This is a genomic window from Microbacterium sp. zg-B96, assembly GCF_030246865.1.
Taxonomy (GTDB): Bacteria; Actinomycetota; Actinomycetes; order Actinomycetales; family Microbacteriaceae; genus Microbacterium.
Window position 1 is genome coordinate 3,084,814 of sequence record NZ_CP126738.1, and the last position, 26,538, is coordinate 3,111,351.

A 26,538-nucleotide genomic window follows, 5' to 3' on the forward strand; every position below is an offset into this window, starting at 1 on the left:
TTCTCAGCCTGAATTCCGACGTCGAACGACCTCCGAGGCCATCGACGCACGGTCGAATGGTTGAGATCATGGCCGCAGGGCTGCCGCGACGCCTCGAACCGGCAGCTGCGAGGAGTCGATATGTGTCGTTGGATCGCGTACCTCGGATCTGCGCTGCCTCTCGAGGACATCCTGGTCCGCCCCGACCACTCGCTGATCGATCAGAGCCTCCTGGCGCGTGAGCTGTACCTGCCGGGAACGGCGATGGCCTCGCAGTTCCGCGAGCACGCGTTCCCGACCAACGGCGACGGGTTCGGCGTCGCGTGGGCGGGACGGCGGGACACCCCGGGGCAATACCGGCAGACCACGCCGGCGTGGGACAGCGACAACCTGCGCCACCTCGCCGCCGAAATCGAATCGGGCTGCTTCCTCGCGCACGTGCGGGCAGCCCCGGGCGGCACGATCGCGGAGCAGAACTCGCACCCGTTCGTGCACGGCCGCTGGATGTTCCAGCACAACGGCGAGATCAGCGGGTTCGCCGACCTCAAGCGCGAACTCACGATGGCGGTGGCGCCGGAGCTGTACCCGTTCATCAGGGGCACGACCGACAGCGAGGTCTGCTTCTTCCTCGCCCTCACCTACGGGCTCGCGACGGACCCGGTCGCCGCCCTCCGGCGCATGGTCGAACGCGTCGAGACCGCACGGCGTGATCACGGCACCTCCGGCGCATTCCGCGGTGCGATGTGCGTCTCGGACGGAGACCGACTCGTCGTCCTGCGCTGGTCGAGCCCGGATGCCACGCAGCTGCCGCCGCCGTCCCTGTTCCACAGCGCGGGACCCGAGACCCTGCACGTCGGTGAGGGACGGACCGAACAGCTCCCCCGCGACGCGCAGCTCGTCGTCTCGGAACCGCTCGAGCTGCACTGGTCGCGGCGCAGGTGGCAGGAGATCCCGGCCAGCACCATCGGGGTCATCACCCGCGACGCCGCACCGGTGTTCACCGCGCTGAGCTGAACCCCGCGCCGGGAAGACGGTGCAGCGGCTCAGTCCCAGACGCTGGGAGCCGGGCTCTTGGTCGAGGGCAGGGCGGATTCCGCGGCCCACTGCAGCATCCACGGTTCCAGCGGCGGCAGGTCGTCGGGACGGTGCAGCGCCTCGAACAGTTCCTCGAGGGGGACGATGCCGCCCCCGCGGCGCAGGAACCGGGCCCGCACCAGCATCTCGGCGTAGATCTCACCGTTCACCACGGCGCGGTGGATCATGTAGACCGACTTGTCGTCGTGTCCGTGCAGGCGCGACTCGACGGTGAACCGCTGCCACAGCCCGAGGGATTTGCGGAACGTGATGGTCTCGCTCGCCACGACGGCGTACCACCCGCGGGCGTTGAAAAGGTCCCACATGCCGGTGCGGATGAGCAGGTCGAACCGGCCGAGGTCGAACAGCGACGCGTAGCGACCGTTGTTCATGTGCCCGAGCAGGTCGATGTCGGTGGGCAGGGTCCGAACCCGCACCCGCCCGACCGTGGCCGGATGGGCCGCGCCGTTGCGACGCAGCATGGCCTTCGCGCGCAGGATCGTCAGGAGAGTCCGCCACCATACATTCACGAGGCGTGATGCTAGCCCGGTCAGCCGCCGTTCCGGCAATCCCGCTGTGGGATGCCGACAACGCCGGTCATCTGCGCAGCACCAGATCCTTCAGCCGCGCGGGCGACCGGGTCACCCGTCGCCACCGGCCGGAGGCGTCGTTCCACCCGGGCGCCCGCACCTCGGGCACCCCCTTGTTCATGCGGATGCGCCACCCGTGCACGTCGAGGAAGCGGTGGTGGAACCAGCACAACAGCACGCCGTTGTCGGTGTGCGTGCGACCGCCTTTGGCGTGCTCGACGACGTGGTGGATCTCGCACCATGCGGCGGGCACCCCGCATCCGGGGATGAAGCAGCCGCCGTCGCGGGCGGCGATCGCCCGGCGCTGATGCCGGTTGAACACCCGGTCCTCGGTGCCGATCGCGACGATCCGCCCCTCAGTCGTCAGCGTGACGCGCTGGATGGCCCCGGCGCAGCCGGCGTGCCGCGCCGCAGCGAGGGAAACCGGCTCATCGCACCCGTCGACGTGGGCGTAGCCCTGGCCGGTGGCGACATCCTCGGCGCGCACCGTCACGACCAGGGTCGGCGCCGCACCCCCGATCGTCGGCAGCGATCCGCTGGCGGCAGCCACAGTCAGCGCGATCGCGAGGGCATCGTGCTGCTTCTGCGGGCGCGTGCGCCCGTCCACCGGCGGCACGCTGTCGTGGCTCCAATCCTCGTCGGAGTCGCTCACCCCTGCATCGAAGGCCACCTTGCCCCGCGGTGAGAGGGTGGCGTCGAAGATCCGCTCCAGTTGAGCGGCGACCTCGGGCATGAGCATCCCGCGCACGGGCACCCCGCACGCAGTGGGGGTGCCGAGGATCAGCGATCGCCTGTGCATGGTCGCTCGTTCGCGGGGCTCGGCGCCGTCCTGATCCAACGCCACTGACCACGCCTGCGCCTGCACGCGAAGCAGATCCGGGCACGCCGGCGGCGCGCCGTCCGGACCCTCGCCCCGCGCCTCGGCGGCGAGGAGGCCATCGACAAGGAGAAGGGCCTCGCGCCCGACCCGGCTCCCCATCGCCAGCAGCGGCTCCGCGATCGCGAGCGCCCCGTCGAGTCCGACCACGCCGTCGAGCACGGCCTCCCGCAGCGCGGGCAGTTGCGACTGCAGCGGCTCGTCGGTGAGGAAGGACTCCTCGGGCCGCACCACCGCCGCGACCCTACGCAATCGCGAAGCCGTCTGCGGTGCCACCAGCGCCGCCCGCTGCACCAGTTCCGAGACGTCATGGCACCCCAGGCGCGTCGTCATCCGGTCATCGCGGGGACCCTCGGAGCGGGACTGCACCTCGCCGACGATCTCAATGAGCGCGGCATCCACCCACCGCCCGATGCCCCCGACAACCCCGAGCAGCCGCGCCAGATCCGCTTCGGTCTGGCTCGCCAGTTCCCCGCTGCGCACCCCGTCGGACACCACTTCGGCGACATGCTCTCGCAGCGCCTCAAGTCGGTTCAGGAAGGTGCTCATGCGCCAATTCTGCTCACCCCCTCCGACATTGGCGCCCGCAAGAAGGGCCCGATCACACGGTCAATTCCCGATCTGTGGACAACCCGTGGAAGTCGGCCCTGTGGAGGAAGCGCCGCGGCGCCGAGGGGAGACGCCGACCACCCGCCGAATTACCCCGGCTGTTCCGATTTCGCCCCCGCGCGACCCGCGCGTAGAGTCACGACATGGAACGCGAAACCCAGACCGACATCGTCGTCCGTCCGGTGCGGGACGTGGATGCAGAGGCCCTGGGCCGCGTGCACGCCCAGTGCTGGCACGAGACCTACGACCACCTCATCAGCAAGGCCGCGCTCGAGAACGTCTCGCCACGACGTCTGGCCGAACTGTGGACGCACTGGGCTCAGCAGGGTCCCGACTTCCGCATGCACGCCGCACTCGACGACGGCGAGATCGTCGGATTCGTCGGCTCCGGCCCCGCCCGCGACCGGGATGCGCCACGCACCCGCGAGCTGTACTTCATCTACCTCCTGGCCAAGTACCAGGGCACCGGCGCCGGCCAGCGCCTCTTCGACGCCGCGATCCACCAGGACGAACAGGCCTACCTCTGGGTCGCCGAGGACAACCCCCGCGCGCACCGGTTCTACCAGCGCAACGGTTTCGTCCTCGACGGCGCGGCGCACACCGAACCCTTCCTCGGCGAAACGCTGACCGAAGTCCGCTTCGTCCGCTGAGCGTCGTGCTGCAGGTCTGGGCGCTCGACGGTATTCCCGAGGTCGCCATCGGTGACGACCTCGTCACGCTGATCTCCGCCGCCGCGGGCGGCACACTCGCCGACGGCGACATCCTCGTGGTGACGTCGAAGATCGTGTCCAAGGCCGAGGGCCGCATGATCCGCGCCGACGACCGCGAAGCGGCCATCACCGCCGAGACCGTACGCGTCGTGGCGTCGCGCACCTCGGCATCCGGACACCTCACGCGCATCGTGGAGAACCGGCTCGGCATCGTCTCCGCCGCCGCCGGCGTGGATGCCTCGAACACCCCTCACGGCACCGTGCTGCTGCTCCCCGTCGACCCCGATGCCTCGGCCCGCGCCATCGCCGCCGGCCTGCGGGAGCGGCTCGGGGTGCACGTCGGCGTCATCGTCTCCGACACCCTCGGCAGGGCGTGGCGCGAGGGCCAGACCGATCACGCCATCGGCGCCGGCGGCGTCACGGTCATGGCGGACCTGCGCGGCCAGACGGATGCCGAAGGTCGCCCGCTCGTGGTGACCATGCCCTGCGTGGCCGATGAGCTGGCCGCGGCGGCCGACCTCGTCAAGGGGAAGGCCTCGCGTCGCCCGGTCGCCGTCGTCCGAGGGCGCGCGGATCTCGTGGGCCCCCTGGACCTCCCGGGCGCCCGCTCGATCGTGCGCCCGGCCGAACGCGACTTCTTCCACCTGGGCGCCGACGAAGCGCACGCGCAGGGGTACGCGGCCGGCTTCGCCGCCGGCGCCGCCACCGACGCGGACTGACGCCCCCCAGTCGCCCCCCGTCGTCCCCAGTCGTCCCCCGTCGTCCCCCGCCGGCCCCGCCGGCGCGCGCCGGTTCTTCGGAGATCACCGGTTCTTCGGTGGCATCCGCCCCATTCGGTCCGAAATCGCGGCGTTCTCCGAAGAACGGGCGACGCGGATGCCGCGCGCCCGCGACCCGATCTCGACTCGACCGTTGCGCACGCGTCGCTATTCAGTGATACTGACTACCGGTAGTTAGCCACACTGAGTAGTGAGTGGGAACGATGAGCAAGCAGATGACCGAGATGCTCAAGGGCACGCTGGAGGGCGTGGTCCTGGCGATCCTCGCGCTGCGCCCGGCATACGGGTACGAGATCACGAGCTGGCTGCGCGAGCAGGGTTTCGCGGACATCGCCGAAGGCACCGTCTACGCACTGCTGGTGCGCATCGAACAGCGCGGCCTCGTGGACGTGGAGAAGGTCCCGTCCGAAAAGGGGCCCCCGCGCAAGGTGTACTCGCTCAACGCGCAGGGACACGAACAGCTCGAAGAGTTCTGGAGGACGTGGAGCTTCCTGGCAGAACGTCTGGAACAGCTCCACCGAGGAGGCAAGTGAACATGGCTGCAGGTTGGCTCGAAAAGGTCACCGGCCCGTTCGAAGAGAAGAAGCAGTACAAGCAGTACAAGGCGCGAGTGGAGCAGCTGCCCGCGGACTATCGCACCGCCGCCATGGCGCTGGAGCGCTACCTGATGTACTACGGCTCGATCACCAAGGGCGACATCATGCTCGCGATGCTCCGCGACCTCGCCGACCTGTTCGAGCAGGCAGCCGCCGACGGCACGCCGATCCGCGCGATCGTCGGCGATGACCCGGTGGAGTTCGCCGAAGAGTTCCTGCGCAACTACACCGCCGGGCAGTGGATCAACAAGGAACGTGCGCGGCTGGTCAAGGCCATCAACGGCGTGACCGGCGATGGCACCGGAAAGGAGGCGGAATCATGACCGCCACACCGGCACCCGCCATCGAGGTGGCGGGTCTGGAGAAGTCGTTCAAGGACCTGCGCGTGCTGCAGGGTGTGGATTTCGACGTCGCGCGGGGCAGCATCTTCGCCCTTCTCGGCTCCAACGGCGCCGGCAAGACGACCGTCGTGCGCATCCTGTCGACACTGCTGCGGGCGGATGCCGGAACGGCGACGGTCAACAGCGCCGATGTGGCCGCGCAGGCCGCCCAGGTGCGCGAGTCGATCAGCCTGACCGGGCAGTTCGCCGCCGTCGACGAGGTGCTCACCGGTCGGGAGAACCTGGTCCTGGTCGCCAAGCTCCGCCACCTCAAGGATCCCGGCACCATCGCCGACTCGCTGCTGGCCCGCTTCGGGCTCACCGACGCCGGCGGCCGCAGGGCCGGGACATACTCCGGCGGCATGCAGCGGCGTCTGGACATCTCGATGAGTCTCATCGGCAACCCGCCGGTGATCTTCCTGGATGAACCCACGACCGGTCTCGACCCGGAAGCCCGCCTGGAGGTGTGGCAAGCGGTGCGGGAACTCGCCCGCGGCGGCACCACGGTGCTGCTGACCACGCAGTACCTCGACGAGGCCGAGCATCTCGCCGATCGCATCGCGATCCTCCACCAGGGCCGCATCATCGCGAACGGCACGCTGGCGGAGCTGAAGAAGCTGCTGCCGCCGGCGAAGGTCGAGTACGTCGAGAAGAAGCCCACCCTCGAGGAGGTCTTCCTCGCCATCATCGGCAGCGATGCCGCCGCTCCGGGCGCACCGGCGACCACCGGAAAGGAACGACCATGACCGGCCACGGCCTCACCGACACCGCCGTGCTGACCGGCCGGTCACTGCGACACATCCTGCGCAGCCCCGACACCATCATCACCACCGCCGTCACCCCGATCGCGCTGATGCTGCTGTTCGTCTACGTGTTCGGCGGGGCCATCGACGTGGGCACCGAGGCGTATGTGGACTACATGCTCCCCGGCATCCTGTTGATCGCGATCGCGTCCGGCATCGCGTACACCGCGTACCGGCTGTTCCTGGACATGCAGGGCGGCATCTTCGAACGCTTCCAGTCCATGCCCATTGCCCGCTCCGGTGTGCTCTGGGCGCACGTGCTGACCTCGATGGTCGCCAACGGCATCTCGATGGCGATCGTCGTCGGTGTGGCCCTGCTCATGGGGTTCCGCACCGACGCGAACGTCCTGGAATGGCTCGCGGTCGTCGGCATGCTGCTGCTGTTCACGCTGACCCTCACCTGGATCGCCGTGATCGCGGGGCTCTCGGCCAAGACGGTCGACGGCGCGAGCGCCTTTTCGTACCCGCTGATCTTCCTGCCGTTCATCAGCTCTGCGTTCGTCCCCACCGAGACCATGCCGGGCCCGGTGCGCTGGTTCGCCGAGAACCAGCCGGTCACCTCGATCGTCGACAGCACCCGTGCCCTGTTCGCCGGTCAGCCGGTGGGCACCGACATCTGGGTGGCGCTGGCGTGGTGCCTGGGCATCCTGGTGGTGGCGTTCGGGTTCGCGATGACCATCTACAAGCGCAAGATCTCCTGACGCCGCCGGCCGAGCGTACTCTCGCTTACGTGACCGAGCGCCGCTGCCCGGCGGTGCCGGTCTGTGAACGGGAAGGCACCATGGTCGACGCATTCATCTACGACGCCGTACGCACGCCTCGGGGCAAGAACAAGGGTGGGTCGCTGCACGGCATCAAGCCGGTCGACCTCGTCGTGACACTCATCGACGCACTGCGCGAGCGCAACCCCGAGCTGGATGCCGCCGACATCGACGACATCGTGCTGGGGGTCGTTTCTCCGGTCGGCGAGCAGGGCGGCGACATCGCCCGCACCGCGGCACTCGTGGCGGGGCTTCCCGAGTCGGTCCCCGGCGTGCAGGTGAACCGGTTCTGCGCCTCGGGGCTCGAGGCGGTCAACCTCGCCGCGCAGAAGGTGGCCTCCGGTTTCGAGGATCTCGTGCTCGCCGGCGGGGTCGAGTCGATGTCGCGGGTGCCGATCGGCTCGGACGGCGGCGCGTACGCGCAGGACCCGACCACCGGATACGACAACTATTTCGTGCCGCAGGGCATCGGTGCCGACCTCATCGCGACGACCGAGGGCTTCACCAGGGCGGATGTAGACGCGTTCGCGGTGCGCTCGCAGCAGCGGGCGGATGCCGCCTGGCGGGAGGGCCGGTTCGCCCGGTCGGTCGTGCCGGTGCGCGACGTCAACGGCGTGATCGTGCTCGACCACGACGAGCACCGGCGACCCGAGTCGACCGTCGAGTCGCTCGGGCTGCTGCCGGCGAGCTTCGCGGGCATCGGCGATCAGGCCGGGTTCGACACGGTCGCGCTGCAGAAGTACCACTGGGTGGAGAAGATCGAGCACGTGCACGGACCGGGCAACTCCTCGGGCATCGTCGACGGCGCAGCCCTGCTGCTGGTGGGATCCGCCGGCGCCGGGCGCGCTGCGGGGCTCACCCCGCGCGCCCGCATCGTCGCGACCGCCGTCGTCGGCTCGGAGCCGACCATCATGCTCACGGGACCCACACCGGCGACGCAGAAGGTGCTCGAGCGCGCGGGGCTGACCGTCGGGGACATCGACCTGTTCGAACTCAACGAGGCGTTCGCGGCCGTCGTCATGAAGTGGCAGAAAGACCTCGGCATCCCCGACGACAAGGTCAACGTCAACGGCGGCGCGATCGCGATGGGCCACCCGCTGGGAGCCACCGGTGCGATGATCCTGGGCACCCTGCTGGACGAACTCGAGCGCCGCGACCTGAAACGGGGCCTCGCGACGCTGTGCGTCGGCGCCGGCATGGGCATCGCCACCATCATCGAGAGGATCTGACGTGACGATCGAGGACAGCACCACCGCCTCCGCCGGGTACGCCTGGGACCGGGATGCCGACGGCGTCGTCACCGTGACGATGGACGACCCCGACAGCGCCGTCAACACCATGAACCGCCACTTCGTGTCGGCGCTGGAGGCGACCGTCGCCCGGCTGGAGACCGAGCGCGACGACATCACCGGCGTCATCCTGACCTCGGCGAAGCCGAGCTGGTTCGCCGGCGGCGACCTCAACCTGCTGCGGGCGGCGGACCCTGCCCGCGCGGCCGAAGAAACCGCGAACCTCGAGCATGTGAAGTCGCTGCTGCGTCGAGTGGAGCGCCTCGGCAGACCGGTCGTCGCCGCCATGAACGGCACGGCGCTGGGTGGCGGGCTGGAAGTCGCCCTCGCCTGCCACCACCGCATCGCGGCATCCGACGCACACGACGCCCGGTTCGGGGTGCCGGAGGTGTCGCTGGGGCTGATCCCGGGCGGCGGCGGCGTCACCCGGCTGGTGCGGATGCTGGGTCTGCAGCGGGCCCTTCAGGAAGTCATCCTCCCGGCGACCCGCTTCCGCGCCGACGACGCGCTGGCCATCGGCATCCTCGACGAGGTCGCGCCGGCCGCGGAGCTCGACGCCCGCGCGCGCGTCTTCATCACGGCGAACCCCGCCCCGGTGAAGCCGTGGGACGCCAAGGGCTACCGCCTCCCCGGCGGCTCCCCCCACTCCCCCGCCATCGCGGGTCTGCTGCCGGCGATGCCCGCGATGCTGCGCAAGAAGCTCAACGGCGCACCGCTGCCCGCCCCGCGCGCGGCGCTGGCCGCCGCCGTCGAGGGCGCCTATGTCGACTTCGACACCGCGTCGACGATCGAGTCGCGCTACCTCGTGCAGCTCACCCACGGCCAGGTCGCCAAGAACATGATCACGGCGTTCTTCTTCGACCTGCAGGAGATCAACGCCGGCGCCAGCCGCCCGCCGGGCTTCCCGCGGTTCACCGCCACCAAGGTCGGCGTCCTCGGTGCGGGCATGATGGGCGCCGCCATCGCCTACGCCACGGCGAAAGCCGGCATCGACGTGGTCCTCCTGGACCTCTCCCCCGAAGCAGCGGAGAAGGGCAAGGAGCACGCCCACGGCCGGGAGCAGCAGGCGGTGGCCCGGGGCGAAACCACCGAGGAGCGCAGCCAGGCGCTGCTGGAGCGCATCCACCCCACCGCCGACCCCGCGGACTTCGCCGGTGTGGACATCGTCATCGAGGCGGTATCCGAATCGGTATCAGGCAAGCCGCGGGTGTCCCCGGAGGTCCAGGCCACCGTGAGTCCCGTCCACGTCTTCTCCGCGGCCGACGGCATGCCGCTCGTTGAGATCATCCGCGGCGAGAGCACCGGCGACGAGGCGCTGGCGAGGACGTTCGACTTCGTGCAGCAGATCCGCAAGACCCCCATCGTCGTGACAAACTCCCGCGGCTTCTTCACCTCCCGCGTGATCGGCGCGCGCCTCGCCGAGGCGGTCGCCGCCGTCGGCGAAGGCGTGGAACCGGCCTCCGTCGAGCAGGCCGCCCTGCAGGCGGGCTATCCGGCCGGCGCCCTGCACCTGCTGGACGAGCTGTCGCTGTCGCTGGGGCAGAAGATGCGAGTCGCCGCGCGCGCCGCGACCGAGGCGGCGGGCGCGAACTGGGTCGCACACCCGTCGGAGGCCGTCGTGGACTGGATGGTCGACGACGCGAAGCGCCGAGGCCGCGCGGCCCGCCGCGGCTTCTACGACTACGACGAGCGTGGGGAACGCGTCAGGATCTGGCCGGGGCTGCGCGAGCGATTCGACTCCGGCCGCACACGCGTGGCGCTTGTGGATCTGCAGGAGCGGATGCTGTTCGCCGAGGCGCTCGAGGCGATCCACTGCCTCGATGAGGGGGTACTCGCGTCGGTGGCCGACGCCAACATCGGCTCGATCTACGGCATCGGCTTTCCGGCATGGACGGGAGGCGTGCTGCAGTACGTCAACCAGTACGAGGGGGGCCTGCCCGGCTTCGTCGCCCGGGCGCGGGAGCTGGCCGACGCCTTCGGCGAGCGCTTCGTCCCGCCGGCGTCGCTTTGGAAAAGGGCGGAGGCCGGCCAGGACTTCCGGCGCGAGTGAGATCGGCGACGCACCGAGTGCTCCAAGGCCACATGACGGCGACGCAGGCCCTAGGCTGACGCTCGATGAGCACAGTGAGCGTCGTCATCCCGTCTCTGAACGATGCGTTCATGCTGACGAACTGCCTGGCCGCCCTCGCCGACCAGACGCGACAGCCGGACGAGATCATCGTCGTCGACAACGGATCCACCGACAGCACGGCAGACGTCGCCCGCGCCGCCGGTGCGGTGCTGGTGAGCGAACCGCGCCGCGGGGTGCTGCGCGCGACCGCGAGCGGCTTCGACGCGGCCCGCGGCGACATCATCGGGCGACTGGATGCCGATTCGATCCCGTCGCCGCAGTGGACCGCGCGTCTGGAACAGCGCTTCGATGCCGATCCCACCCTCACCGCGCTGACCGGCACGGGCGTGTTCTACGGCGGCGCCCGGGTATGGGAAGTCATCGGCCGGTACGGGTACCTCGGCGGCTACTTCTGGTCCATGCGCCTGGTCATGGGGCACGTGCCCGTGTTCGGTTCCAACTTCGCGCTCCGCCGCAGCGCATGGCCGCAGGTGCGCGAACGCGTGCATCTGGACGACCCCCGCATGCACGATGACCTCGAAGTCAGCTTCGCCCTCGATTTCGGCGCGGGCGTCGAGTTCGACCGGTTGCTGCGCGTCGGGGTGTCCGCTCGCCCCTTCGACTCGTTCGCCGGCTTCCGCCGACGAGTCGTGTGGGCGTTCCACGACATCGGCGTCAACCTGTCCGAGGTCGGCGCTCTCCGCCGGCACTGGCGGTGCGCGCTAGGACGCCACCGGCGCCGGGCGGTCCGCCGCGAAGCCCGCCGCGAGGCGCGACGGGTCAGCGCGGAAAGTGCACCAGCATCGCCTCGGTGAGCTGATGCGGCGCTGACTCGCACGGGCTGTGGCCGGTGTCGATCACCCGCAGCACGGCGTTGAGCCGCGCGGCGTATGCCTGGTGCGCCGCAACCGGCCAGACATCACCCGTGCCGGTGACGACGAGGATCGGCAGACCCAGCGCCCGCAGGGCATCGGCCAGGTCCGGCGTGTGCTTCATGAGCCAGAAGATGTCCTCGACGCTGGAGGTGCGGGTGAGCGCGAACCGCGCCCGCACGAAGACGGCGCGGTCCTGCGGCCCGCGGTGCACGTTGTTGCGCACGCCCCACATCATCAGGCGTGCCGCGGTGCGTGCCGGGATCGGGCCGCTCGCGGGGCCCAGGATCTTGAAGGCGCGCAGCGCCTGGCCTGCGATCGGAGGCGCCGACAGCAGCGTGATGGTCGAGAACAGTTCGGGATGGGCGACGGCGGTGGCCGCGACGACAGTGCCGGCGAACGAGTAGCCCAGCACGTGCGCCGGCGTGGCGCCGGTGGCCAGCACGGCCAGCAGGTCGTCGACGAACAGCTCCAGCGTGTACCGGCGCTGCGGCGGCACGAGGTTCTCCGGGCCCGCCGTGTAGGACTCGTACTGCCCCGCCATGTCGAACGACTCGACCCGATAGCCCGCTGCTGCCAGCATCGGCATCATCCGGATGAAGTCCTCTTTGGACCCCGTGACGCCGGGCACCAGCACGACGCGCTGCCCGTCGACCGGGCCCATGCTGATGCGGGCGAGCGCGCCGCTCGGCGCGGCGACACGGTCGCGCTGCACGTCGGGCGGCAGCAGGCTCCAGTCGATCGGCCCGAGCGCGGCGTCGAACTGGGCCGCCCGGCTGGCGATGCCCTGAGCTTCCCCGTCCGCCCTGTCGACGCTCACGAGGGCATCCTAGGGTGCCCTCGTCACTCAGCGGTGGCTGAACCGCGGCGCGCGCTTTTCGCTGAAGGCGGCCATGCCCTCTTTCTGATCCTCCAGGGCGAACAGCGACGTGAAGATGCGCGTCTCCAGGCGCAGGCCTTCGGCCAGGCTCGTCTCCTGAGCCGCTCGCAGTGCCTCTGTGGCGGCGTACAGCACCGGCAGCGACTTCGACGCGATCGTCTCGGCCGTCTTCGCGGCCTCGTCGAGCAGATCGGATGCCGGCACGACCCGGGACACCAGGCCGGCACGTTCCGCCTCGGCGGCATCCATCATGCGCCCGGTCAGCACGAGCTCCGCCGCCTTGTAGGCGCCGACCGCCCGGGTCAGCCGCTGCGTGCCGCCGATGCCGGGGATGACCCCGAGGTTGATCTCGGGTTGACCGAACCGGGCGGTGTCGGCGGCGAGGATCACGTCGCACATCATCGCCAGCTCGCACCCGCCGCCGAGGGCGAAGCCTGCCACCGCGGCCACCACCGGCGTCCGTACGCGGGAGAGCTGCTCGAGCCCCGCGAAGGGGTTGTGCATCGTCATCTCGTGGGAGCTCTTCCCCGCCATCTCCTTGATGTCGGCGCCCGCCGCGAAAGCCCGCTCGGAACCGGTCAGCACGATGCAACCGATGTTCTCGTCGGCGTCGAACGCGGTCACCGCCTCACCGAGCTCGGCGGCGAGTTGGGCGTTGAGGGCGTTGAGGGCCTGAGGCCGGTTGAGGGTGATCCAGCCGATGCGGCCACGGGTCTCGACGATGAGCGTCTCGTATGCGGTCATGCCCTCATCGTGCCACGCGTCCGCGGCGCAGCAGATCGCGGCCGACGATGACACGCATGATCTCGTTCGTGCCCTCCAGGATCTGGTGCACCCGCAGATCCCGCACCACCTTCTCGATGCCGAGCTCGCGCAGATACCCGTAGCCGCCGTGCAGCTGCAGCGCGTCGTTGGCGACGCGGAAACCGGCGTCGGTGGCGAAGCGCTTGGCCATGGCGCACTGCACCGCAGCGTCGTCGGCGCCCTCGTCCAGCGCACGGGCGGCGTCGCGCACCAGCGCGCGGGCCGCGCGCAGCTCGGTGGCCATGTCTGCGAGCATGAACACGACCGCCTGACGCTCGGACAGCGGTTCACCGAAGGTCTCACGCTCCTGCACGTAGCGCACCGCGCGGTCCATCGCCCACTGGGCGCCCCCGATCGAGCACGCCGCGATGCCGAGACGGCCCGCGTCGAGGGCCGCCATCGCGATGCGGAAACCCTCGCCGACGCCGCCGATGAGGGCGGATGCCGGCAGACGCACGTCGTCGAGCACCACCTGGCGGGTCGGCTGCGCGCTCCAGCCCATCTTCTTCTCGTTCGCGCCGAACGACAGTCCGGGGGTCCCGGCCGGCACGAGGAACGCCGAGATGCCCCGAGCGCCGGGGGAACCCGGCTCCCCTGGCGCGCCGGTGCGGGCCATCACGACGTACACCCCCGCTTCGCCCGCACCGGAGATGAACTGCTTCACGCCGGTGAGCCGGTAGTCCTCGCCGTCGGCCACGGCGGCGGTGACGAGCGCCGCGGCATCCGACCCCGCCCCCGGCTCGGTCAGGCAATAGGAGCCCACCTCGCTCATCTCGACCAGGCGCGGCAGCCACTCCTGCCGCTGCGCGGCGCTCCCCCAGGTGTCGATGATCCCGGCGACCATGTTGTGGATCGAGATGTAGGCCGCAAGCGACGTGTCGCCCTCCGCGAGCGCCTCGTAGATCGCCACCGCGTCGCTGCGCGACAGCCCGGTGCCGCCTACGTCCTCCCGCACGCAGACGCCGCCGAGGCCGAGGTCGCCCGCCCGGCGCAGGGCGTCGCGCGGGAAGATCGCGTGCTCGTCGCGTTCCAGGGCGTAGGGCGCCAGCTCGGCGGCGGTGAATTCCCGCACCGCGGCGAGGATCGCCGCGCGCTCATCATCGGTCAGCGTGGGCGGTGTGTTCATCGTCGACGACATCGGCTTTCCATCCTGTGCAGGCTTTCGGCCTCGCGGTGGGCGATGTGCGTAGTTTAGCTGCGCGCGCTGAGGTAGGTCAGTTGCGCCCGCACGGATGCCTCGGCGGCGAACCGCACCGCGGGGTCGATGTGACCGTAGACGATATCGGTCACCGCGGCCACCAGGGCCGCGTCGGGCGCGGGGGCTCGATCGAGCGTGCCGAGGGCGGCGCGCACCTCGTCGAGGCGGGTGCGGCGGTGGGCGGCGTAGGTGCGGCAGATGGCGGCGAGGTCCGGCAGCTGCGGGCCGTGGGCCGGCAGCACCGGGATCGCGCCGTAGCCGCGCAGCCGGGTGAGCGAGTCGAGGTAGTCCGCCAGCGACCCGTCGGGTGCGGCGATGATCGTCGTGCCGCGGCCGAGGATCGTGTCCCCGGTGAGCATGGTGCCGCCGGGGGTGTCGGCGGCATCCCGCGCAGCGTCGTCGGGCAGGTGCAGCGAGACGGAGTCGGCGGTGTGGCCGGGGGTCGCGACGACGTCGATACGGATGCCGGCGGCGTGCAGCTGCTCCCCGTCGGCCAGCGGTGGTGCCCCGATGCACAGCCGCTCATCGAGGGCTCGCACCGGCGCCCCGCTGAGCTCGGCGAACCGCGGTGCCGCCTCGGTGTGGTCGCGGTGGTGGTGGGTGAGGAGGATGAGTTCCACCTCCCCCGCACCGCGGAGCGCATCGAGGTGGGCGGCGTCGTCGGGACCGGGGTCGACGACGACGATGCTGCCGCTGCCGGGCGCCCGGATCACGAACGAGTTCGTGCCGTCGAGGGTCATCGGCCCCGCGTTGGGCGCGAGCACGCGGGAGACCAGTGTGGTCCAGCGCTCCGCCCCGGCATCCGCCATCTGCCGCTACCGCCCGCTGACCGTGCCGAACAGCCGCGCGATCGGCGCGACCACGAGCGGCCTCGCGGCGATCCACCCGATCGCGATCGCCACGACCGAGGCGATGAAGATCCAGAACCCGGTCCAGTTGTCCGCATAAGCGGTGGGGTCGACCGACCCCTGCGCGGCGTACATGTGGTTGAGGTTGCGCAGCGCCCCGGTGGCGAACACCAGCGCGACGTGCACGATGATGAACGCGACGAAGTAGAGCATCACCGGGAAGTGCAGCGCGCGCGCCCACTCCACGGGGTAGGCCTGGTTGAGCCGCGCGTTGTTCTTCGGCCACATGCCGCTCATGCGGTAGCCGGTGATGGCGGCCAGCGGCGCGGCGATGAACACCGTCGTGAAGTAGGCCAGCTGCTGCAGCCCGTTGTAGTTGACCCAGCCGTTCTCGGTGGGCCAGTCCAGCGAGACGTACTGGAGCGCCGCCGACAGTGCGTTGGGGAGGACCTCCCAGCTGGTGGGGACGATACGCATCCACTGCCCGGTGGTGAACAGCAGCACCAGGAACACGAGGCCGTTGACCATCCACAGCACGTCGAGGGCCTGGTGCAGCCAGATGGTGAGGCTGGTCTTGCCCTTCTTGTCGCCCCGCGGCGTCCAGAACACCGTCGGCCGCTTCTCGGTGCGGATCTGCAGGCCGGTGCGGATGATCAGCACCATGAAGAACGCGTTGAAGAAGTGCTGCCACCCGAGCCACGCCGGGAAGCCGACAGGCGCCCCCTCGGGCAGATGGTACTCGCCGGGGTAGGTGACGAGGAAGTCCTGCATGAACTCGAGGCTGAGGAACCAGCGCACGAAGAACACCGCGAGGGCTGCCGCCACCAGCAGGCCACCGCCGCCGACGACCACGATTCCCGCCCACTGCGTGCGGGTGAACGCACCGATGCGCGTGGGCTCCGGCTTCGGCGCCGGGCGGACAGATGCCGCCGCTCCCGGCCACACGGTGCGGGGCACCGTGAGCGGCGGGCGCGGGCCGGTGGGGGACGCGGGGGCGTGTGCTGTGGTTGCGGTTGCGGTTGCGGGCGCGGTAGCGGTAGTTGCGGCCGCCGCCACGAGAGCGCTATCCGTCACCGGTGCGGCATCCGTCACGGGCGCGGTATCCGTCACGGGCGCGGCATCCGTCGCGATAGGCCGCGCGACTCCCGCCGGCGGCCAGGGCTCGCCACCCGCGACGCGAGGCAGTCCGCGCCTCAGCGCGACACCGTCCCCGGCATCCGCGGCGACCGTCGCTGGCACGGACTGCGGGGGCTGCGCGGGCTGCTCGGGTGTCACGTCCGCACGCTCTGCGGCAGAAACACCCGCCATAACCGACACCGGAGCGGCTGCGGGAGCCGCGGTAGCGGGAGCCGCGGCAGCGCCCGCGGGGGGCCAGGGCTCGCCACCGGGCACCCGCGGCAGGCCGCGCCGCAGCGCGCGCCCGGCCGACGCCGGTTCGGGTGTCACTTCGTGTCGCTCCGCGGGCGCCGAAGCGGCAGCGACTGCCACCTGAGCGTCGCTTGTCGACGCGGGCGCCGGTTCAGGTGTCACTTCGTGTCGCTCCGCGGGCGCGGGGGCGGCAGCAACTGCCACTTCAGCGGCGGGCGCGGCCGGGGCGGGCGCGGCGACACCGACGGGCGCGGCACCGGCGGCAGCGGCACCGGCGGCAGGCCACGGCTCACCGCCGGCCACCCGCGGCAGGCCCCGGCGCACGGTTCGCCCGTATGTCGCCATCGCGCGCTACGCCTTCTTCGACTCGAGGGCCGCGATCAGCTGCGGCACGATCTGGAAGAGATCGCCCACCACGCCGAAGTCGGCGATCTCGAAGATCGGGGCGTCCGCGTCCTTGTTGATCGCGACGATCGTCTTCGCGGTCTGCATTCCCGCCTTGTGCTGGATCGCCCCGGAGATGCCGAGAGCGACATACAACTGCGGGGACACCGACACACCGGTCTGCCCCACCTGGTACGAGTACGGCACGTAGCCGGCATCCACTGCGGCGCGCGACGCGCCGATCGCGGCGCCCAGCGTGTCGGCGAGCTGCTCGACGAGCGCGAACTTCTCCCCCGACCCGAGTCCTCGGCCGCCGGAGACGACCTTGGCCGCACCCCGCAGTTCCGGACGCGAGGATGCCACGACGGCCTCCTCGAACGAGTCGACCGTCGCCGCGGGGGCACCCGACGGCGTGACCTCGAGCGGCGAAACGGCAGGAGCGGCGACCGCCTCGGCGCGCGCATCGATCGCGCCCTGACGCACCGTGATCACGTAGGCGCCGAACGTCGGCGCGGACGTGACGCTGTAGGCCCCGCCGTACACCGAGTGCTGCGCGAGCACGCCCTCGTCGTCACGGGCGACGCCGATGGCGTCCACGGCGAGCGCGCGCTTCGTGCGGGCGGCGAACCGGCCGGCGATGTCGCGGCCCTCGATCGAGTTGGAGACGAGCACCGCGTCGGGCTGCACGAGGTCGGCTGCCGCGACGAGCGCGTCCAGGAACGGGATCGTCAGTGCGTTGTCGGCGCCGCCGAGCCCGGCCGTGAGCACCGCCTGCGCGCCGAGGTCACCCGCGGCGGATGCCAGTGCGTCGTGCCGCTCGGGCGCGGCGACGATCAGCGCCACCGGGGTGCCGATCGCGGCGGCCGCGCCCAGCAGGCCGGCCGCCGATTTGGCCAGCTCGCCGTTCGGCATGACGTCCAGGTGGACCAGGATCGAATCTGCTGCAAAGTCGGTCACGATTTCCGATCCCCTCACGCCAGCCGGTTTTCGATGAGGAACGCGGCGAGCCTCTCGCCACCGTCGCCCTCGTCGATGATCTTCACGCCCGCCGAACGCGGCGGCTTCTCACTGACGGCGGTCATGATCGACCGTGCGACGGTGTCCACACCGGCATCCACCTCGAGGTCGGCGAGCGACAGGGTCTCGAACGGCTTCTTCTTGGCCGCCATGATGCCCTTGAAGTTCGGGAATCGCGCGTCGGGCAGCGCCTCGGTGATCGCGATCACGGCGGGCAGCGGCGCGGTGACGCGCGCGTTGCCGGCATCGGTCACCCGGGTTCCCGACACCGACGTCGCGCCGATCTCGACCGCCGCGAGGGCCGTCGCGTGCGGCACGCCGAGGTGCTCCGCGATCATCGCGCCGATCACGCCGCCGGAGCCGTCGGTGGACTGGTTACCGGTGATCACGAGGTCGAAGCCGATGCGCTTGATCGCCGCGGCCAAGGTCTCTGCCGTCAGCCCCAGGTCGGCGCCGGCGAGTGCCTCATCGACGACCTGCGCGGCGGATCCCGCGCCCATCGCGAGTCCCTTGCGGATCGTCGCAGCCGAAGCCTCCGGCGCCATCGACAGCACCACCACCTCCGTGCCGGGGTGGGCGTCGGCATAGCTCAGCGCCACCTCGAGGGACCGCTCCCCGATCTCGTCGAGCACACGCTCGCTCGCACCTCGATCGGCCAAACCCGTCTCCGGGTTCAGCTTGCGGTCACCATAGGTGTCCGGGACTTCTTTGACCAGCACGACGATCTTCATTGACTCTCCTCAGGCGTGGATCGACTCTATACAATCCGAAAGCACACGGATGACGCGCCGGTTCAGTCGGCCGCTTCCTCCGGGCGCTCCGCCACCTGCAGCGTCGCGGTGTCGGCCACATAGCCGTCGATGTGCCGCTCATCGGGACCGGTGTACAGCGACAGCGGTCGGATGAGGGCGTTGGATGCCAGCTGCTCGCTGATGTGCGCGGTCCACCCTGTCACTCGGGCCGCAACGAAAAGCGGCGTGAAGGTGATCGTGTCGAACCCCATCAGGTTGTAGGCCGGACCGGACGGGTAGTCCAGGTTCGGGTAGATGCCCTTGCGCGCCACGAACTCCGACTCCAGCGCGTCGTAGAGCGCGGCGATGTCGGGGCGGTCGTAGAAGACGACGAGCTCGTCCAGCGCGGCCTTCATCGTAGGCACGCGCGAGTCGCCTCGTTTGTAGACGCGGTGGCCGAAGCCCATGATCTTGCGCTTGCTCGCGAGGGCCTCGTCGAGCCAGGCCGTCACGTTCTCGGCCACCCCGATCTCGTCGAAGATGTGCAGCACGGCCTCGTTCGCGCCGCCGTGCAGCGGGCCCTTCAGTGCCCCGATCGCACCGACGACGGCGGAGTACAGGTCACTGAGAGTCGAGGCGATCACCCGTGCGGTGAAGGTGGACGCGTTGAAGGAGTGCTCGGCGTACATGATCATCGAGCGGTTGAACGCGTCGATGACGACCGGGTCGGCCTCTTCCCCGAAGGTGAGCCACAGGAAGTTCGCGGCGTAGTCCAGATCGTCCCGCGACGCCACCGGCTCCAGACCCCGGCGGCGGCGCTGGCCGTACGCGACGATGGCGGGGAGGGCGGCGAACAGGCGGATGCTGCGGGCGAGGTTGTCCTCGGCGTTGCCGCTGGCATCGAGCACCGAGCCGGTGCCGGCCAGATCCACCGCGCCCAGCAGGCTGACGGCGGTGCGCACCTCGTCCATCGGGTGCGCGTCCAGCGGCACGAGGTCGATCGCGGCCTTGACGTCCTCGCGCAGCACGCGGTGGGCGCGTTCGGTCTCGCGCAGCTCGGCCAGCTGCGCCTCATCGGGCAGTTCACCGGTCCACAGCAGGTAGGCCACCGCCTCGAACGGCTGCGTCGCGGCCAGCTCCTGTACCGGGTAGCCGCGGTACAGCAGGCTGTTGGTGTCGGGGTTGACCTTGGAGACGGCCGTGACGTCGGCGATGACGCCGGCCAGTCCCTTTTTGATGTCGTCGCTCATGGGGTGCTCATTTCCGGATCTCGAAGGTGAAGACGTTCGTGTCGAAGTGGTTGTATGCCTCGTAGTCGAGCAGGTCGTACAGGTCGGCGCGGTGCTGCATCTCGTCCAGCTTGCCGGTGAGGTGCCCCTCTGCGGTCAGCGTATCCAGTGCCCGCCCCGCCGCGCCCATCGCGATGCGCAGCAGCGACACCGGCCAGATCACGATATTCACTCCCACATCGCGCAGCTGGTCGACGGAGAACAGCTCGCTCTTGCCGAACTCGGTCATGTTGGCCAGGATCGGCACGTCCACGGCGCCGCGGACGGCCTCGAACTCTTCCAGGGTGCGCATCGCCTCGGGGAAGATCGCGTCCGCCCCGGCATCCACGAGCGCCTTGGCGCGGTCGATCGCGGCATCCAGCCCCTCGACGGCGCGGATGTCGGTGCGCGCCATGATGAGGAAGTTCGGGTCGCGGCGGGCGTCGGCGGCGGCGCGGATGCGCTTGACGGCGGTGTCCTGGTCGACGACGGCCTTGCCGTCGAGGTGCCCGCAGCGCTTCGGGTTGACCTGGTCCTCGATGTGGGCCCCGGCGATGCCGGCATCCTCGAGGGTCTGGATCGTGCGGGCCACGTTCATCGGCTCGCCGAACCCGGTGTCGGCGTCGATGATGGCGGGCAGGTCGGTCATGCGCGCGATCTGCTGCCCGCGGCCGGCGACCTCGGTGAGGGTCGTCAGCCCGATGTCGGGCAGCCCCAGGTCGGCGCTGAGCACGGCACCGGAGATGTAGACGCCCTCGAAGCCCTTCTGCTGGATCAGGCGCGCCGAGAGCGGATTGAACGCCCCGGGGAAGCGCAGCAGCTCCCCGGAGGCGAGTCGCTCGCGCAGCACCCGCCGCTTCTCGGCGGCGGAGACGGCGGAGTACAGCATCAGAACAGCCCCTTCGGGGCGGGCGCGGCCAGCAGCAGGCCAGGCTTGGCGACGATCGACAGCTCGCGCACCTCGTCGGCACCGAGTTCGGGCAGTCGCTGCACGAGGTCGAGGAACCGCTCGATCTCTTCCGGCTCGAGCACGGGCGCCGCGAGCAGGCGGAACTTGCGGATGTAGTCCTCGCGGGCGAACGGACGCGCACCGAGCGGGTGGGCATCGGCGACGGCGATCTCCTCTTCGATCACGGTGCCGTCGGTCAGGCGGATCTCCACGCGGCCGCCGAAGGCCTTTTCGTTCGGGTCGTCGGAGTGGTAGCGGCGCGTCCACTCGGCGTCCTCGGCCGTGGTGATCTTCTGCCACAGGGCCACAGTGTCGGTGCGGGCGGCGCGCTCCGGGGCGTAGGAGTCGACGTGGTGCCAGCCACCGTCCTGCAGCGCGACGGCGAAGATGTACGGGATCGAGTGGTCCAGCGTTTCGCGCGACGCGGTCGGGTCGTACTTCTGCGGGTCGTTGGCGCCGGAGCCGATCACGTAGTGCGTGTGGTGCGAGGTGTGCAGCACGATCGACTCGACGTTGGCCGGGTCGGCGACCTCGGGGTGCTCGCTGTGGAGCTTGCGAGCCAGATCGATCCAGGCCTGCGCCTGATATTCGGCCGAATGCTCCTTCGTGTACGAATCCAGGATCGCGCGCTTGGGCTCGCCGACGCCGGGCAGCGGCACGTCGTAGGCGGCATCCTTGCCGTCGAGCAGCCACGCCACGACGCCGTCTTCGCCTTCGTAGATCGGCGACGGGGAGGTCTGCCCGCGCATCGCGCGGTCGACCGCTTCGACGGCCAGCTTGCCGGCGAACGCGGGGGCATAGGCCTTCCACGTGGAGATCTCGCCCTTGCGTGACTGCCGCGTGGCGGTGGTGGTGTGCAGCGCCTGACCGACCGCCTGGTAGATCGTCTCGACGGGCAGGCCGAGGAGGGTGCCGATGCCGGCGGCGGCCGAGGGGCCGAGGTGGGCGACGTGGTCGATCTTGTGCTTGTGCAGGCAGATCGCCCGCACCAGGTCGATCTGGATCTCGTAGCCGGTCGCGATGCCGCGCACCAGCGCCGCGCCGTCGGCGCCGACGTGCTGGGCGACGGCGAGGATCGGCGGGATGTTGTCGCCGGGGTGGGAGTAGTCGGCGGCCAGGAACGTGTCGTGGTAGTCCAGTTCGCGCACCGCGACCCCGTTCGCCCATGCTGCCCACTCCGGGCTGGTACGACGTTCGAGCGCGCAGCCGAAGACGGTTGCGCCGGCACCGCCGACCGAGACGGCGTGATCGAGGGCCTGTTGGCGGGCGGCGCTGACGGGGGCGCGGGTGAGGGAGGCCGCGGCGACGGAGGCGTTGTCGATGATGCGGTTGATGATCATGTCGACGACCTCGGAGTCGACGGCGACCGGGTCGGCGGCGACCTCGGCGATGTGCCAGGCCAGCTGGCCCTCGCGGGGAAGGTCCTCGTCGCTGCGGTGGACGCGGAGGTGGTGCGTGATGGTCATGGTGGGTCCTTTCTCTACAGCGCGGAATGCCGTGCTGCGAGGCCGTCGTCGAGCGAGGCGAGAATGCTCTCGAGTGCGTTGTGCAGGTGGATGTGGGTGGCGTGGGCGGCCAGCTCCCGGTCGCCCTCGGCGATCGCGGCGGCGATCAGCCGGTGCTCGGCGACGGATGCCGCGAGTCGGTCGGGGTTGTCGCGCGCGAGCCGACGCACCCGCACAAGGTGGGTGCGGGTGGTGCGCAGCGTCGCGGTGAAGTAGTCGTTGGCGACGGCGGCGTCCAGCTCGGCGTCGAAGCGCGCGATGAGCGCGTAGTAGGCATCCGCCCCGCCGGGGGCGACGAGGTCGACGGCGGCGAAGTCGCGGACGAGGCCGGCGAAGACGGCACGGTCGCCGCGTTCGGCGGCGATGCCCGCGGCGGTCTCCTCCAGCGCGCGACGCAGTTCGAACAGGGCGCGGATGTCGTCGGGCTCCACGGCGGTGACGACGGTGACCCGCGGCGACTGCTGCGCGACGAGCCCGTCGGCGGCCAGGCGCCGGAGGGCCTCGCGCAGCGGGGTGCGGCTCACGCCCAGCCGGGCGGCCTGCTCGACTTCGCCGAGCACGGTTCCCGCCGGCAGCGCGCCGGACTGGATCTCCTCGAGCAGCGTCGCGTAAGCGCGTTCGCCCGCCCGCGCCTGGATCACGCCGTCGGTAGCCATCCCAGCAGTGTATACATACCTGCACCCTTGCGCCTAGTCGAGCCCAACACGGGGCCATTGCGTATACAGAGGGCCGTCACGCCCGGCCGCGCGCGACCCACGCGGTCGCCGTGACGCTGACCGGCCCCGCCCCCAGTTCCCCGCGAGCCCGCTCCAGGATCCGGGCGCGGGTCGGCGCGTCCAGCGACGCCACGAGCGCACCGGCCGGCGAAACGCCGAGGGTGTAGGGCTCCCACCACTCCTGGATGCTCGCGAAGGTCGACCGCACCGTGAGCTCCCCGCCCTGCACCTCGCCACAGCCCGCGTCGGCGAGCAGCGCCTCAAGCTGTCCCGCTCGCGTGCCGGCGCGATCCTGCTCCCCCACCGTGATCCCCAGCACGGCGATGGCCGCGCGGAAGAACACCGACTGCGGCGCACGGTCGCCGCCGAAGTCCCACACGCACGCCGCGATCGTGCCCCCGGGGCGGGTCACCCGGCGCATCTCCGACACGCCTCCCGCTGGGTCGGTCATGAAGTGGACCACCAGTTCGGCCAGTGCCGCGTCGAACACGTCGGCATCGAACGGCAGGGCTTCGGCCGTCGCACGGCGCACGTCCACGCCCGGCACCCGCGTCCGCGCCGCCGCGACGAACGATGCCGACGGGTCGACGGCGGCGACCGCCTCCGCACCGAGCCGGCCGGCCAGCACCATCGTCAGCGCACCGGGTCCGCACCCCACGTCCAGCACCTGCTGCCCGGACTCGATGCCCGCCCACGCGGCGAATGGTTCGGCCAGCGGCTGCGAGAACCGCCCCATGAAACGGTCGTACGCATCGGCGGCGACGTCGAATATGGTGCGGATGCTACGCCCGCAGCGCCGTCGCGGAACACCCGGGCAGCCGCCATCCGCCCCGCGCCGTGGGCACTATTCCTCCCGCAGTGGAGCGGATGTAGCTTGTCCGCCATGAACGCCGTCGTCCAGACGCATCGGCTCACGAAACGCTACGGCCAGGTGAAGGCACTCGACGGGCTGGACCTCACCGTCGACGCCGGTCAGGTGCATGGTTTCCTCGGGCCCAACGGCGCCGGAAAGACCACCACGATCCGCATCCTGCTGGGCCTTGCGCGCAAGACCTCGGGAACGGCCTGGGTTCTCGGGGGCGACCCGTGGCGCGACTCGGTCGCCCTGAACGCCCGAATCGCCTACGTGCCGGGCGACGTCGCCATCTGGCCGAACCTCTCCGGCGGGGAATCGATCGACTTCCTCGCTCGACTGCGCGGCGCCCGTCGCCGCGATCGCGCCTACCGTGCCGTCAGGGACAGGCTGCTCGAGGCGTTCCAGCTCGACCCGCGCAAGAAGGGCCGCGCGTACTCCAAAGGCAACCGGCAGAAGGTCGCCCTCATCGCAGCATTCGCCGTGCCTGCAGACCTGTACATCCTGGACGAGCCGACCAGCGGCTTGGATCCGCTGATGGAGGTGGTGTTCCGCACCGAGGTGCAGCGCCTCAGGGGCGCCGGAGCCACTGTGCTGCTGTCCAGCCACATCCTCTCCGAAGTCGAGTTGCTGTGCGACCGCGTCTCGATCATCCGTGCCGGCACCGTCGTCGAGTCGGGCACGCTCGCAGCGATGCGACACCTGACGCGCACCGAGGTGTCGTTCGAGGCCCCCAATGCGGATGCACTCACCGTCCTCCCCGCCGCACATGACGTCACCTACGACGCCGGTCGCGCGCGGTTCACGGTGGATTCGGATGCCGTATCCGGCGTGCTGCCGCGGCTCGCGGCACTGCACGTCACCGGCCTGCGGGTCAACCCACCGTCGCTTGAAGAGCTGTTCCTTCGGCACTATGGAGACGATGCGTCCCCCACCCGCGAGCCGCCCTCATGAGCGCGCTGCTTCGCCAGCGGCTACAGCGCGACCGACTGCAGCTGCTGTTGTGGATCCTGGGCACGGCCGCACTCGCGGCATCCGCGGTCGGCGGGGCCGAGCAGTCGTACGGCACTCAGCGCGATCGCACCGAGGTACTCGCCGCCGTCATGGCCAACCCGGTCATCCTGCTGTTCCGCGGACTCCCCTCGGGCGCTGACCGCGAGGCATTCACGCTGTTCCTGATCCTGCCGTTCCTGGCGCTCATGGCAGCGTTCATGAGCACCTTTCTCGCGGTGCGGCACACACGGATGGAGGAGGAGTCCGCCCGCGCGGAGCTCGTAGGCGCCACACCCGCAGGCCGCATCGCGCCACTCGTAGCCACCATCGTGCACGGCACCGCGGCCGACACGGCACTCGCGCTCGTAGTCGCCGTCGTGTTCCTCGGCGCCGGCTTCCCGCCCCTCGGTGCGCTCGTCGCGGGGGCCGCTGCGGGCGCCGTCGGGCTGTCGTTCCTCGCCGTGGGGCTGGTCGCCGGCCAGCTGCTGCGCACATCGCGGGCTGCCAATTCGCTTGCCGTGTGGGTTCTCCTCCTCACGTTCCTGATCGGCGGTGTCGGCAATGCGCTCGGCACGCCCAGCGACGACCTGCAGAGCATCACCAGCTCGTGGTTGACGTGGCTTTCGCCGTTCGGCTGGGCTGAGAACACCCGCCCCTTCGCCGACGATGCGCCGTGGCCGCTGGCACTGTGCCTCATCGTGGCGGTCGCGCTCGGCGCGGCTGCCGTCGCGCTGCAGTCGGCACGGGATGTCGGTGAGAGCCTCATCCCGCAACGGGCAGGCCGCGTCGAGGCCCGAGCACTGCTGTCCTCCTCCACGGGGCTGGTGTGGCGCCTCACGTGGAGCTCACTCGTCGGCTGGTGCATCGGTGGCCTGGTGACGGGGCTGCTGGCCACCAGCCTCGCCTCGGTCATCGATCGGGTCGGTACCCAGATCCCCGCAGTGGAGGCCGTCATGGCCGCGCTGTCGAACAACGGCAGCCTGCAACAGGGCATGGTGGTCATCTTCTTCCTGATCGTCGGCGTGCTCGCAGCATGCGCGGCCGTCCAAACGGTGTGTCGAGCCCGCCAGGAGGAGGCGCGCGGCACGGCAGAAGCTGTGCGCGCATCGCCCGTCGGCCGCGTGCGCTGGCTGGCCGACTACCTCCTCGTGGCGTTCGCCGGCGTCGTGCTCGTCGTCGCCAGCGGGGTGCTCGGCGCCGTGCTGGGTGTAGCCGGCTCCGCGACGGATCCGACCTTCCGCACCGACCTCGTGCGCGACGCGGCGGTGTCCGGCGGCGGGCAGATCGCCGCCGCCTCGGTCTACCTCGTGGTCGCCGCGCTTGTGTTCGTCCTCGCGCCGCGGTGGACGATCGGCCTGGGCTGGACGCTGGTGCTCGCGGGGGTGGTGCTGGGCCTGTTCGGCGCACTTTTCGGCCTGCCCGACTGGGTGGTGAGCATCTCGCCGATCGCCGACGTGCCTGCCGTCAGCGGCGACACGATCGACGTCAAGGGGCTGTGGTGGCTCATCCTTGCATCGGTCGCCGGGGCGGCGGCATCGCTCACGCTCATGAAGCGACGGGAGCTCGCCGCATGACGGCGAGATCGACGGGGACGC

At 70.7% G+C, this 26,538-nt stretch carries 26 protein-coding genes; 12 read left to right on the forward strand and 14 right to left on the reverse strand.

Features of this window, described 5'->3' with window-relative positions; all coding sequences use genetic code 11:
* The first annotated feature begins 120 nt into the window (after nt 1-120).
* Entirely contained in the window at nt 121-993 is an 873-nt protein-coding gene (locus QNO11_RS14615) for a class II glutamine amidotransferase (protein ID WP_257507541.1), read from the forward strand.
* A 29-nt stretch (nt 994-1,022) separates the two neighbouring features.
* On the opposite strand, the gene QNO11_RS14620 is transcribed toward QNO11_RS14615, so the two are convergent.
* Complete coding sequence (locus QNO11_RS14620; protein WP_257507540.1) at nt 1,023-1,583, reverse strand: acyl-CoA thioesterase; 561 nt, start codon at nt 1,581-1,583, stop codon at nt 1,023-1,025.
* A 67-nt stretch (nt 1,584-1,650) separates the two neighbouring features.
* Complete coding sequence (locus tag QNO11_RS14625) at nt 1,651-3,069, reverse strand: HNH endonuclease signature motif containing protein (RefSeq protein ID WP_257507539.1); 1,419 nt, start codon at nt 3,067-3,069, stop codon at nt 1,651-1,653.
* A gap of 203 nt (nt 3,070-3,272) precedes the next feature.
* Here QNO11_RS14625 and QNO11_RS14630 point away from each other — a divergent pair, with 203 nt between their 5' ends.
* From QNO11_RS14630 to QNO11_RS14670, 9 genes are all read left to right on the forward strand, one after another.
* Nucleotides 3,273-3,779: a GNAT family N-acetyltransferase gene (locus tag QNO11_RS14630; RefSeq protein ID WP_257507538.1), complete on the forward strand. Its 507-nt coding sequence runs from the start codon at nt 3,273-3,275 to the stop codon at nt 3,777-3,779.
* A gap of 5 nt (nt 3,780-3,784) precedes the next feature.
* Entirely contained in the window at nt 3,785-4,558 is a 774-nt protein-coding gene (cofE, locus tag QNO11_RS14635) for a coenzyme F420-0:L-glutamate ligase (RefSeq protein WP_374113778.1), read from the forward strand.
* Between the two features lie 263 nt (nt 4,559-4,821).
* Nucleotides 4,822-5,151 carry a PadR family transcriptional regulator gene (locus QNO11_RS14640; RefSeq protein WP_257507537.1) on the forward strand — a complete coding sequence of 110 codons (330 nt, stop codon included), beginning with the start codon at nt 4,822-4,824 and terminating at the stop codon, nt 5,149-5,151.
* Between the two features lie 2 nt (nt 5,152-5,153).
* Nucleotides 5,154-5,537: a DUF1048 domain-containing protein gene (locus QNO11_RS14645; protein WP_257507536.1), complete on the forward strand. Its 384-nt coding sequence runs from the start codon at nt 5,154-5,156 to the stop codon at nt 5,535-5,537.
* Nucleotides 5,534-6,340: an ABC transporter ATP-binding protein gene (locus QNO11_RS14650; RefSeq protein WP_257507535.1), complete on the forward strand. Its 807-nt coding sequence runs from the start codon at nt 5,534-5,536 to the stop codon at nt 6,338-6,340. The genes QNO11_RS14645 and QNO11_RS14650 overlap by 4 nt, the downstream gene beginning before the upstream one ends.
* Nucleotides 6,337-7,098, forward strand: a complete 762-nt coding sequence (locus QNO11_RS14655) for an ABC transporter permease (RefSeq protein WP_257507534.1) — start codon at nt 6,337-6,339, stop codon at nt 7,096-7,098. The genes QNO11_RS14650 and QNO11_RS14655 overlap by 4 nt, the downstream gene beginning before the upstream one ends.
* Nucleotides 7,099-7,178: 80 nt before the next feature.
* Entirely contained in the window at nt 7,179-8,387 is a 1,209-nt protein-coding gene (locus tag QNO11_RS14660; RefSeq protein WP_257507729.1) for an acetyl-CoA C-acetyltransferase, read from the forward strand.
* Nucleotide 8,388: 1 nt separating this feature from the next.
* Nucleotides 8,389-10,497, forward strand: coding sequence for an enoyl-CoA hydratase-related protein (locus tag QNO11_RS14665; RefSeq protein ID WP_257507533.1), 2,109 nt, complete (start codon nt 8,389-8,391; stop codon nt 10,495-10,497).
* Between the two features lie 65 nt (nt 10,498-10,562).
* The gene (locus tag QNO11_RS14670) at nt 10,563-11,372 is read left to right on the forward strand and encodes a glycosyltransferase family 2 protein (RefSeq protein ID WP_257507532.1); all 810 of its coding nucleotides are present in this window, start codon (nt 10,563-10,565) and stop codon (nt 11,370-11,372) included.
* Here QNO11_RS14670 and QNO11_RS14675 read toward each other — a convergent pair.
* The 12 genes from QNO11_RS14675 to QNO11_RS14730 form a co-directional block, all read right to left on the reverse strand.
* A complete protein-coding gene (locus QNO11_RS14675) occupies nt 11,338-12,249 on the reverse strand; it encodes an alpha/beta fold hydrolase (RefSeq protein WP_257507531.1) in 912 nt (303 codons plus the stop codon). The genes QNO11_RS14670 and QNO11_RS14675 overlap by 35 nt on opposite strands.
* A gap of 27 nt (nt 12,250-12,276) precedes the next feature.
* A complete protein-coding gene (locus QNO11_RS14680) occupies nt 12,277-13,053 on the reverse strand; it encodes an enoyl-CoA hydratase (protein ID WP_257507530.1) in 777 nt (258 codons plus the stop codon).
* 4 nt (nt 13,054-13,057) lie between these two features.
* Nucleotides 13,058-14,239 (reverse strand): acyl-CoA dehydrogenase family protein, encoded by a 1,182-nt coding sequence (locus QNO11_RS14685; RefSeq protein WP_257507529.1) that lies wholly within the window; start codon nt 14,237-14,239, stop codon nt 13,058-13,060.
* A gap of 65 nt (nt 14,240-14,304) precedes the next feature.
* Nucleotides 14,305-15,120, reverse strand: a complete 816-nt coding sequence (locus tag QNO11_RS14690; RefSeq protein ID WP_257507528.1) for an MBL fold metallo-hydrolase — start codon at nt 15,118-15,120, stop codon at nt 14,305-14,307.
* A 6-nt stretch (nt 15,121-15,126) separates the two neighbouring features.
* Nucleotides 15,127-16,434: a cytochrome b/b6 domain-containing protein gene (locus tag QNO11_RS14695; protein ID WP_257507527.1), complete on the reverse strand. Its 1,308-nt coding sequence runs from the start codon at nt 16,432-16,434 to the stop codon at nt 15,127-15,129.
* 444 nt (nt 16,435-16,878) lie between these two features.
* Nucleotides 16,879-17,868 (reverse strand): electron transfer flavoprotein subunit alpha/FixB family protein, encoded by a 990-nt coding sequence (locus tag QNO11_RS14700; RefSeq protein WP_257507526.1) that lies wholly within the window; start codon nt 17,866-17,868, stop codon nt 16,879-16,881.
* 14 nt (nt 17,869-17,882) lie between these two features.
* Nucleotides 17,883-18,659, reverse strand: a complete 777-nt coding sequence (locus QNO11_RS14705; protein ID WP_257507525.1) for an electron transfer flavoprotein subunit beta/FixA family protein — start codon at nt 18,657-18,659, stop codon at nt 17,883-17,885.
* A 62-nt stretch (nt 18,660-18,721) separates the two neighbouring features.
* The gene (locus tag QNO11_RS14710) at nt 18,722-19,909 is read right to left on the reverse strand and encodes a bifunctional 2-methylcitrate synthase/citrate synthase (RefSeq protein WP_257507524.1); all 1,188 of its coding nucleotides are present in this window, start codon (nt 19,907-19,909) and stop codon (nt 18,722-18,724) included.
* A gap of 7 nt (nt 19,910-19,916) precedes the next feature.
* Nucleotides 19,917-20,816, reverse strand: coding sequence for a methylisocitrate lyase (gene prpB / locus QNO11_RS14715; protein ID WP_257507523.1), 900 nt, complete (start codon nt 20,814-20,816; stop codon nt 19,917-19,919).
* A complete protein-coding gene (locus tag QNO11_RS14720; protein WP_257507522.1) occupies nt 20,816-22,342 on the reverse strand; it encodes an MmgE/PrpD family protein in 1,527 nt (508 codons plus the stop codon). The genes prpB and QNO11_RS14720 overlap by 1 nt, the downstream gene beginning before the upstream one ends.
* Nucleotides 22,343-22,356: 14 nt before the next feature.
* Complete coding sequence (locus tag QNO11_RS14725; protein WP_257507521.1) at nt 22,357-23,037, reverse strand: GntR family transcriptional regulator; 681 nt, start codon at nt 23,035-23,037, stop codon at nt 22,357-22,359.
* 76 nt (nt 23,038-23,113) lie between these two features.
* Nucleotides 23,114-23,833: a class I SAM-dependent methyltransferase gene (locus QNO11_RS14730; RefSeq protein ID WP_257507520.1), complete on the reverse strand. Its 720-nt coding sequence runs from the start codon at nt 23,831-23,833 to the stop codon at nt 23,114-23,116.
* Between the two features lie 147 nt (nt 23,834-23,980).
* Between QNO11_RS14730 and QNO11_RS14735 the strand changes: the two genes are divergently transcribed.
* Together QNO11_RS14735 and QNO11_RS14740 are read left to right on the forward strand one after the other, a co-directional pair.
* Complete coding sequence (locus QNO11_RS14735; RefSeq protein WP_257507519.1) at nt 23,981-24,904, forward strand: ABC transporter ATP-binding protein; 924 nt, start codon at nt 23,981-23,983, stop codon at nt 24,902-24,904.
* The gene (locus QNO11_RS14740) at nt 24,901-26,517 is read left to right on the forward strand and encodes an ABC transporter permease (protein WP_257507518.1); all 1,617 of its coding nucleotides are present in this window, start codon (nt 24,901-24,903) and stop codon (nt 26,515-26,517) included. The genes QNO11_RS14735 and QNO11_RS14740 overlap by 4 nt, the downstream gene beginning before the upstream one ends.
* Nucleotides 26,518-26,538 lie beyond the last annotated feature (21 nt).

Excerpts from the sequence above, each read along its gene's own strand:
- QNO11_RS14660 (WP_257507729.1), top strand. The coding sequence starts at position 7,179 with ATGGTCGACGCATTCATCTACGACGCCGTACGCACGCCTCGGGGCAAG.
- QNO11_RS14615 (WP_257507541.1), top strand. The coding sequence starts at position 121 with ATGTGTCGTTGGATCGCGTACCTCGGATCTGCGCTGCCTCTCGAGGAC.
- QNO11_RS14670 (WP_257507532.1), top strand. The coding sequence starts at position 10,563 with ATGAGCACAGTGAGCGTCGTCATCCCGTCTCTGAACGATGCGTTCATG.
- QNO11_RS14705 (WP_257507525.1), bottom strand. The coding sequence starts at position 18,659 with ATGAAGATCGTCGTGCTGGTCAAAGAAGTCCCGGACACCTATGGTGAC.
- QNO11_RS14630 (WP_257507538.1), top strand. The coding sequence starts at position 3,273 with ATGGAACGCGAAACCCAGACCGACATCGTCGTCCGTCCGGTGCGGGAC.
- prpB (WP_257507523.1), bottom strand. The coding sequence starts at position 20,816 with ATGCTGTACTCCGCCGTCTCCGCCGCCGAGAAGCGGCGGGTGCTGCGC.
- QNO11_RS14625 (WP_257507539.1), bottom strand. The coding sequence starts at position 3,069 with ATGAGCACCTTCCTGAACCGACTTGAGGCGCTGCGAGAGCATGTCGCC.
- QNO11_RS14655 (WP_257507534.1), top strand. The coding sequence starts at position 6,337 with ATGACCGGCCACGGCCTCACCGACACCGCCGTGCTGACCGGCCGGTCA.
- QNO11_RS14640 (WP_257507537.1), top strand. The coding sequence starts at position 4,822 with ATGAGCAAGCAGATGACCGAGATGCTCAAGGGCACGCTGGAGGGCGTG.
- QNO11_RS14680 (WP_257507530.1), bottom strand. The coding sequence starts at position 13,053 with ATGACCGCATACGAGACGCTCATCGTCGAGACCCGTGGCCGCATCGGC.
- QNO11_RS14690 (WP_257507528.1), bottom strand. The coding sequence starts at position 15,120 with ATGGCGGATGCCGGGGCGGAGCGCTGGACCACACTGGTCTCCCGCGTG.
- QNO11_RS14735 (WP_257507519.1), top strand. The coding sequence starts at position 23,981 with ATGAACGCCGTCGTCCAGACGCATCGGCTCACGAAACGCTACGGCCAG.
- QNO11_RS14710 (WP_257507524.1), bottom strand. The coding sequence starts at position 19,909 with ATGAGCGACGACATCAAAAAGGGACTGGCCGGCGTCATCGCCGACGTC.
- QNO11_RS14650 (WP_257507535.1), top strand. The coding sequence starts at position 5,534 with ATGACCGCCACACCGGCACCCGCCATCGAGGTGGCGGGTCTGGAGAAG.
- QNO11_RS14725 (WP_257507521.1), bottom strand. The coding sequence starts at position 23,037 with ATGGCTACCGACGGCGTGATCCAGGCGCGGGCGGGCGAACGCGCTTAC.
- QNO11_RS14730 (WP_257507520.1), bottom strand. The coding sequence starts at position 23,833 with ATGGGGCGGTTCTCGCAGCCGCTGGCCGAACCATTCGCCGCGTGGGCG.
- QNO11_RS14685 (WP_257507529.1), bottom strand. The coding sequence starts at position 14,239 with ATGAACACACCGCCCACGCTGACCGATGATGAGCGCGCGGCGATCCTC.
- QNO11_RS14720 (WP_257507522.1), bottom strand. The coding sequence starts at position 22,342 with ATGACCATCACGCACCACCTCCGCGTCCACCGCAGCGACGAGGACCTT.
- QNO11_RS14740 (WP_257507518.1), top strand. The coding sequence starts at position 24,901 with ATGAGCGCGCTGCTTCGCCAGCGGCTACAGCGCGACCGACTGCAGCTG.
- QNO11_RS14645 (WP_257507536.1), top strand. The coding sequence starts at position 5,154 with ATGGCTGCAGGTTGGCTCGAAAAGGTCACCGGCCCGTTCGAAGAGAAG.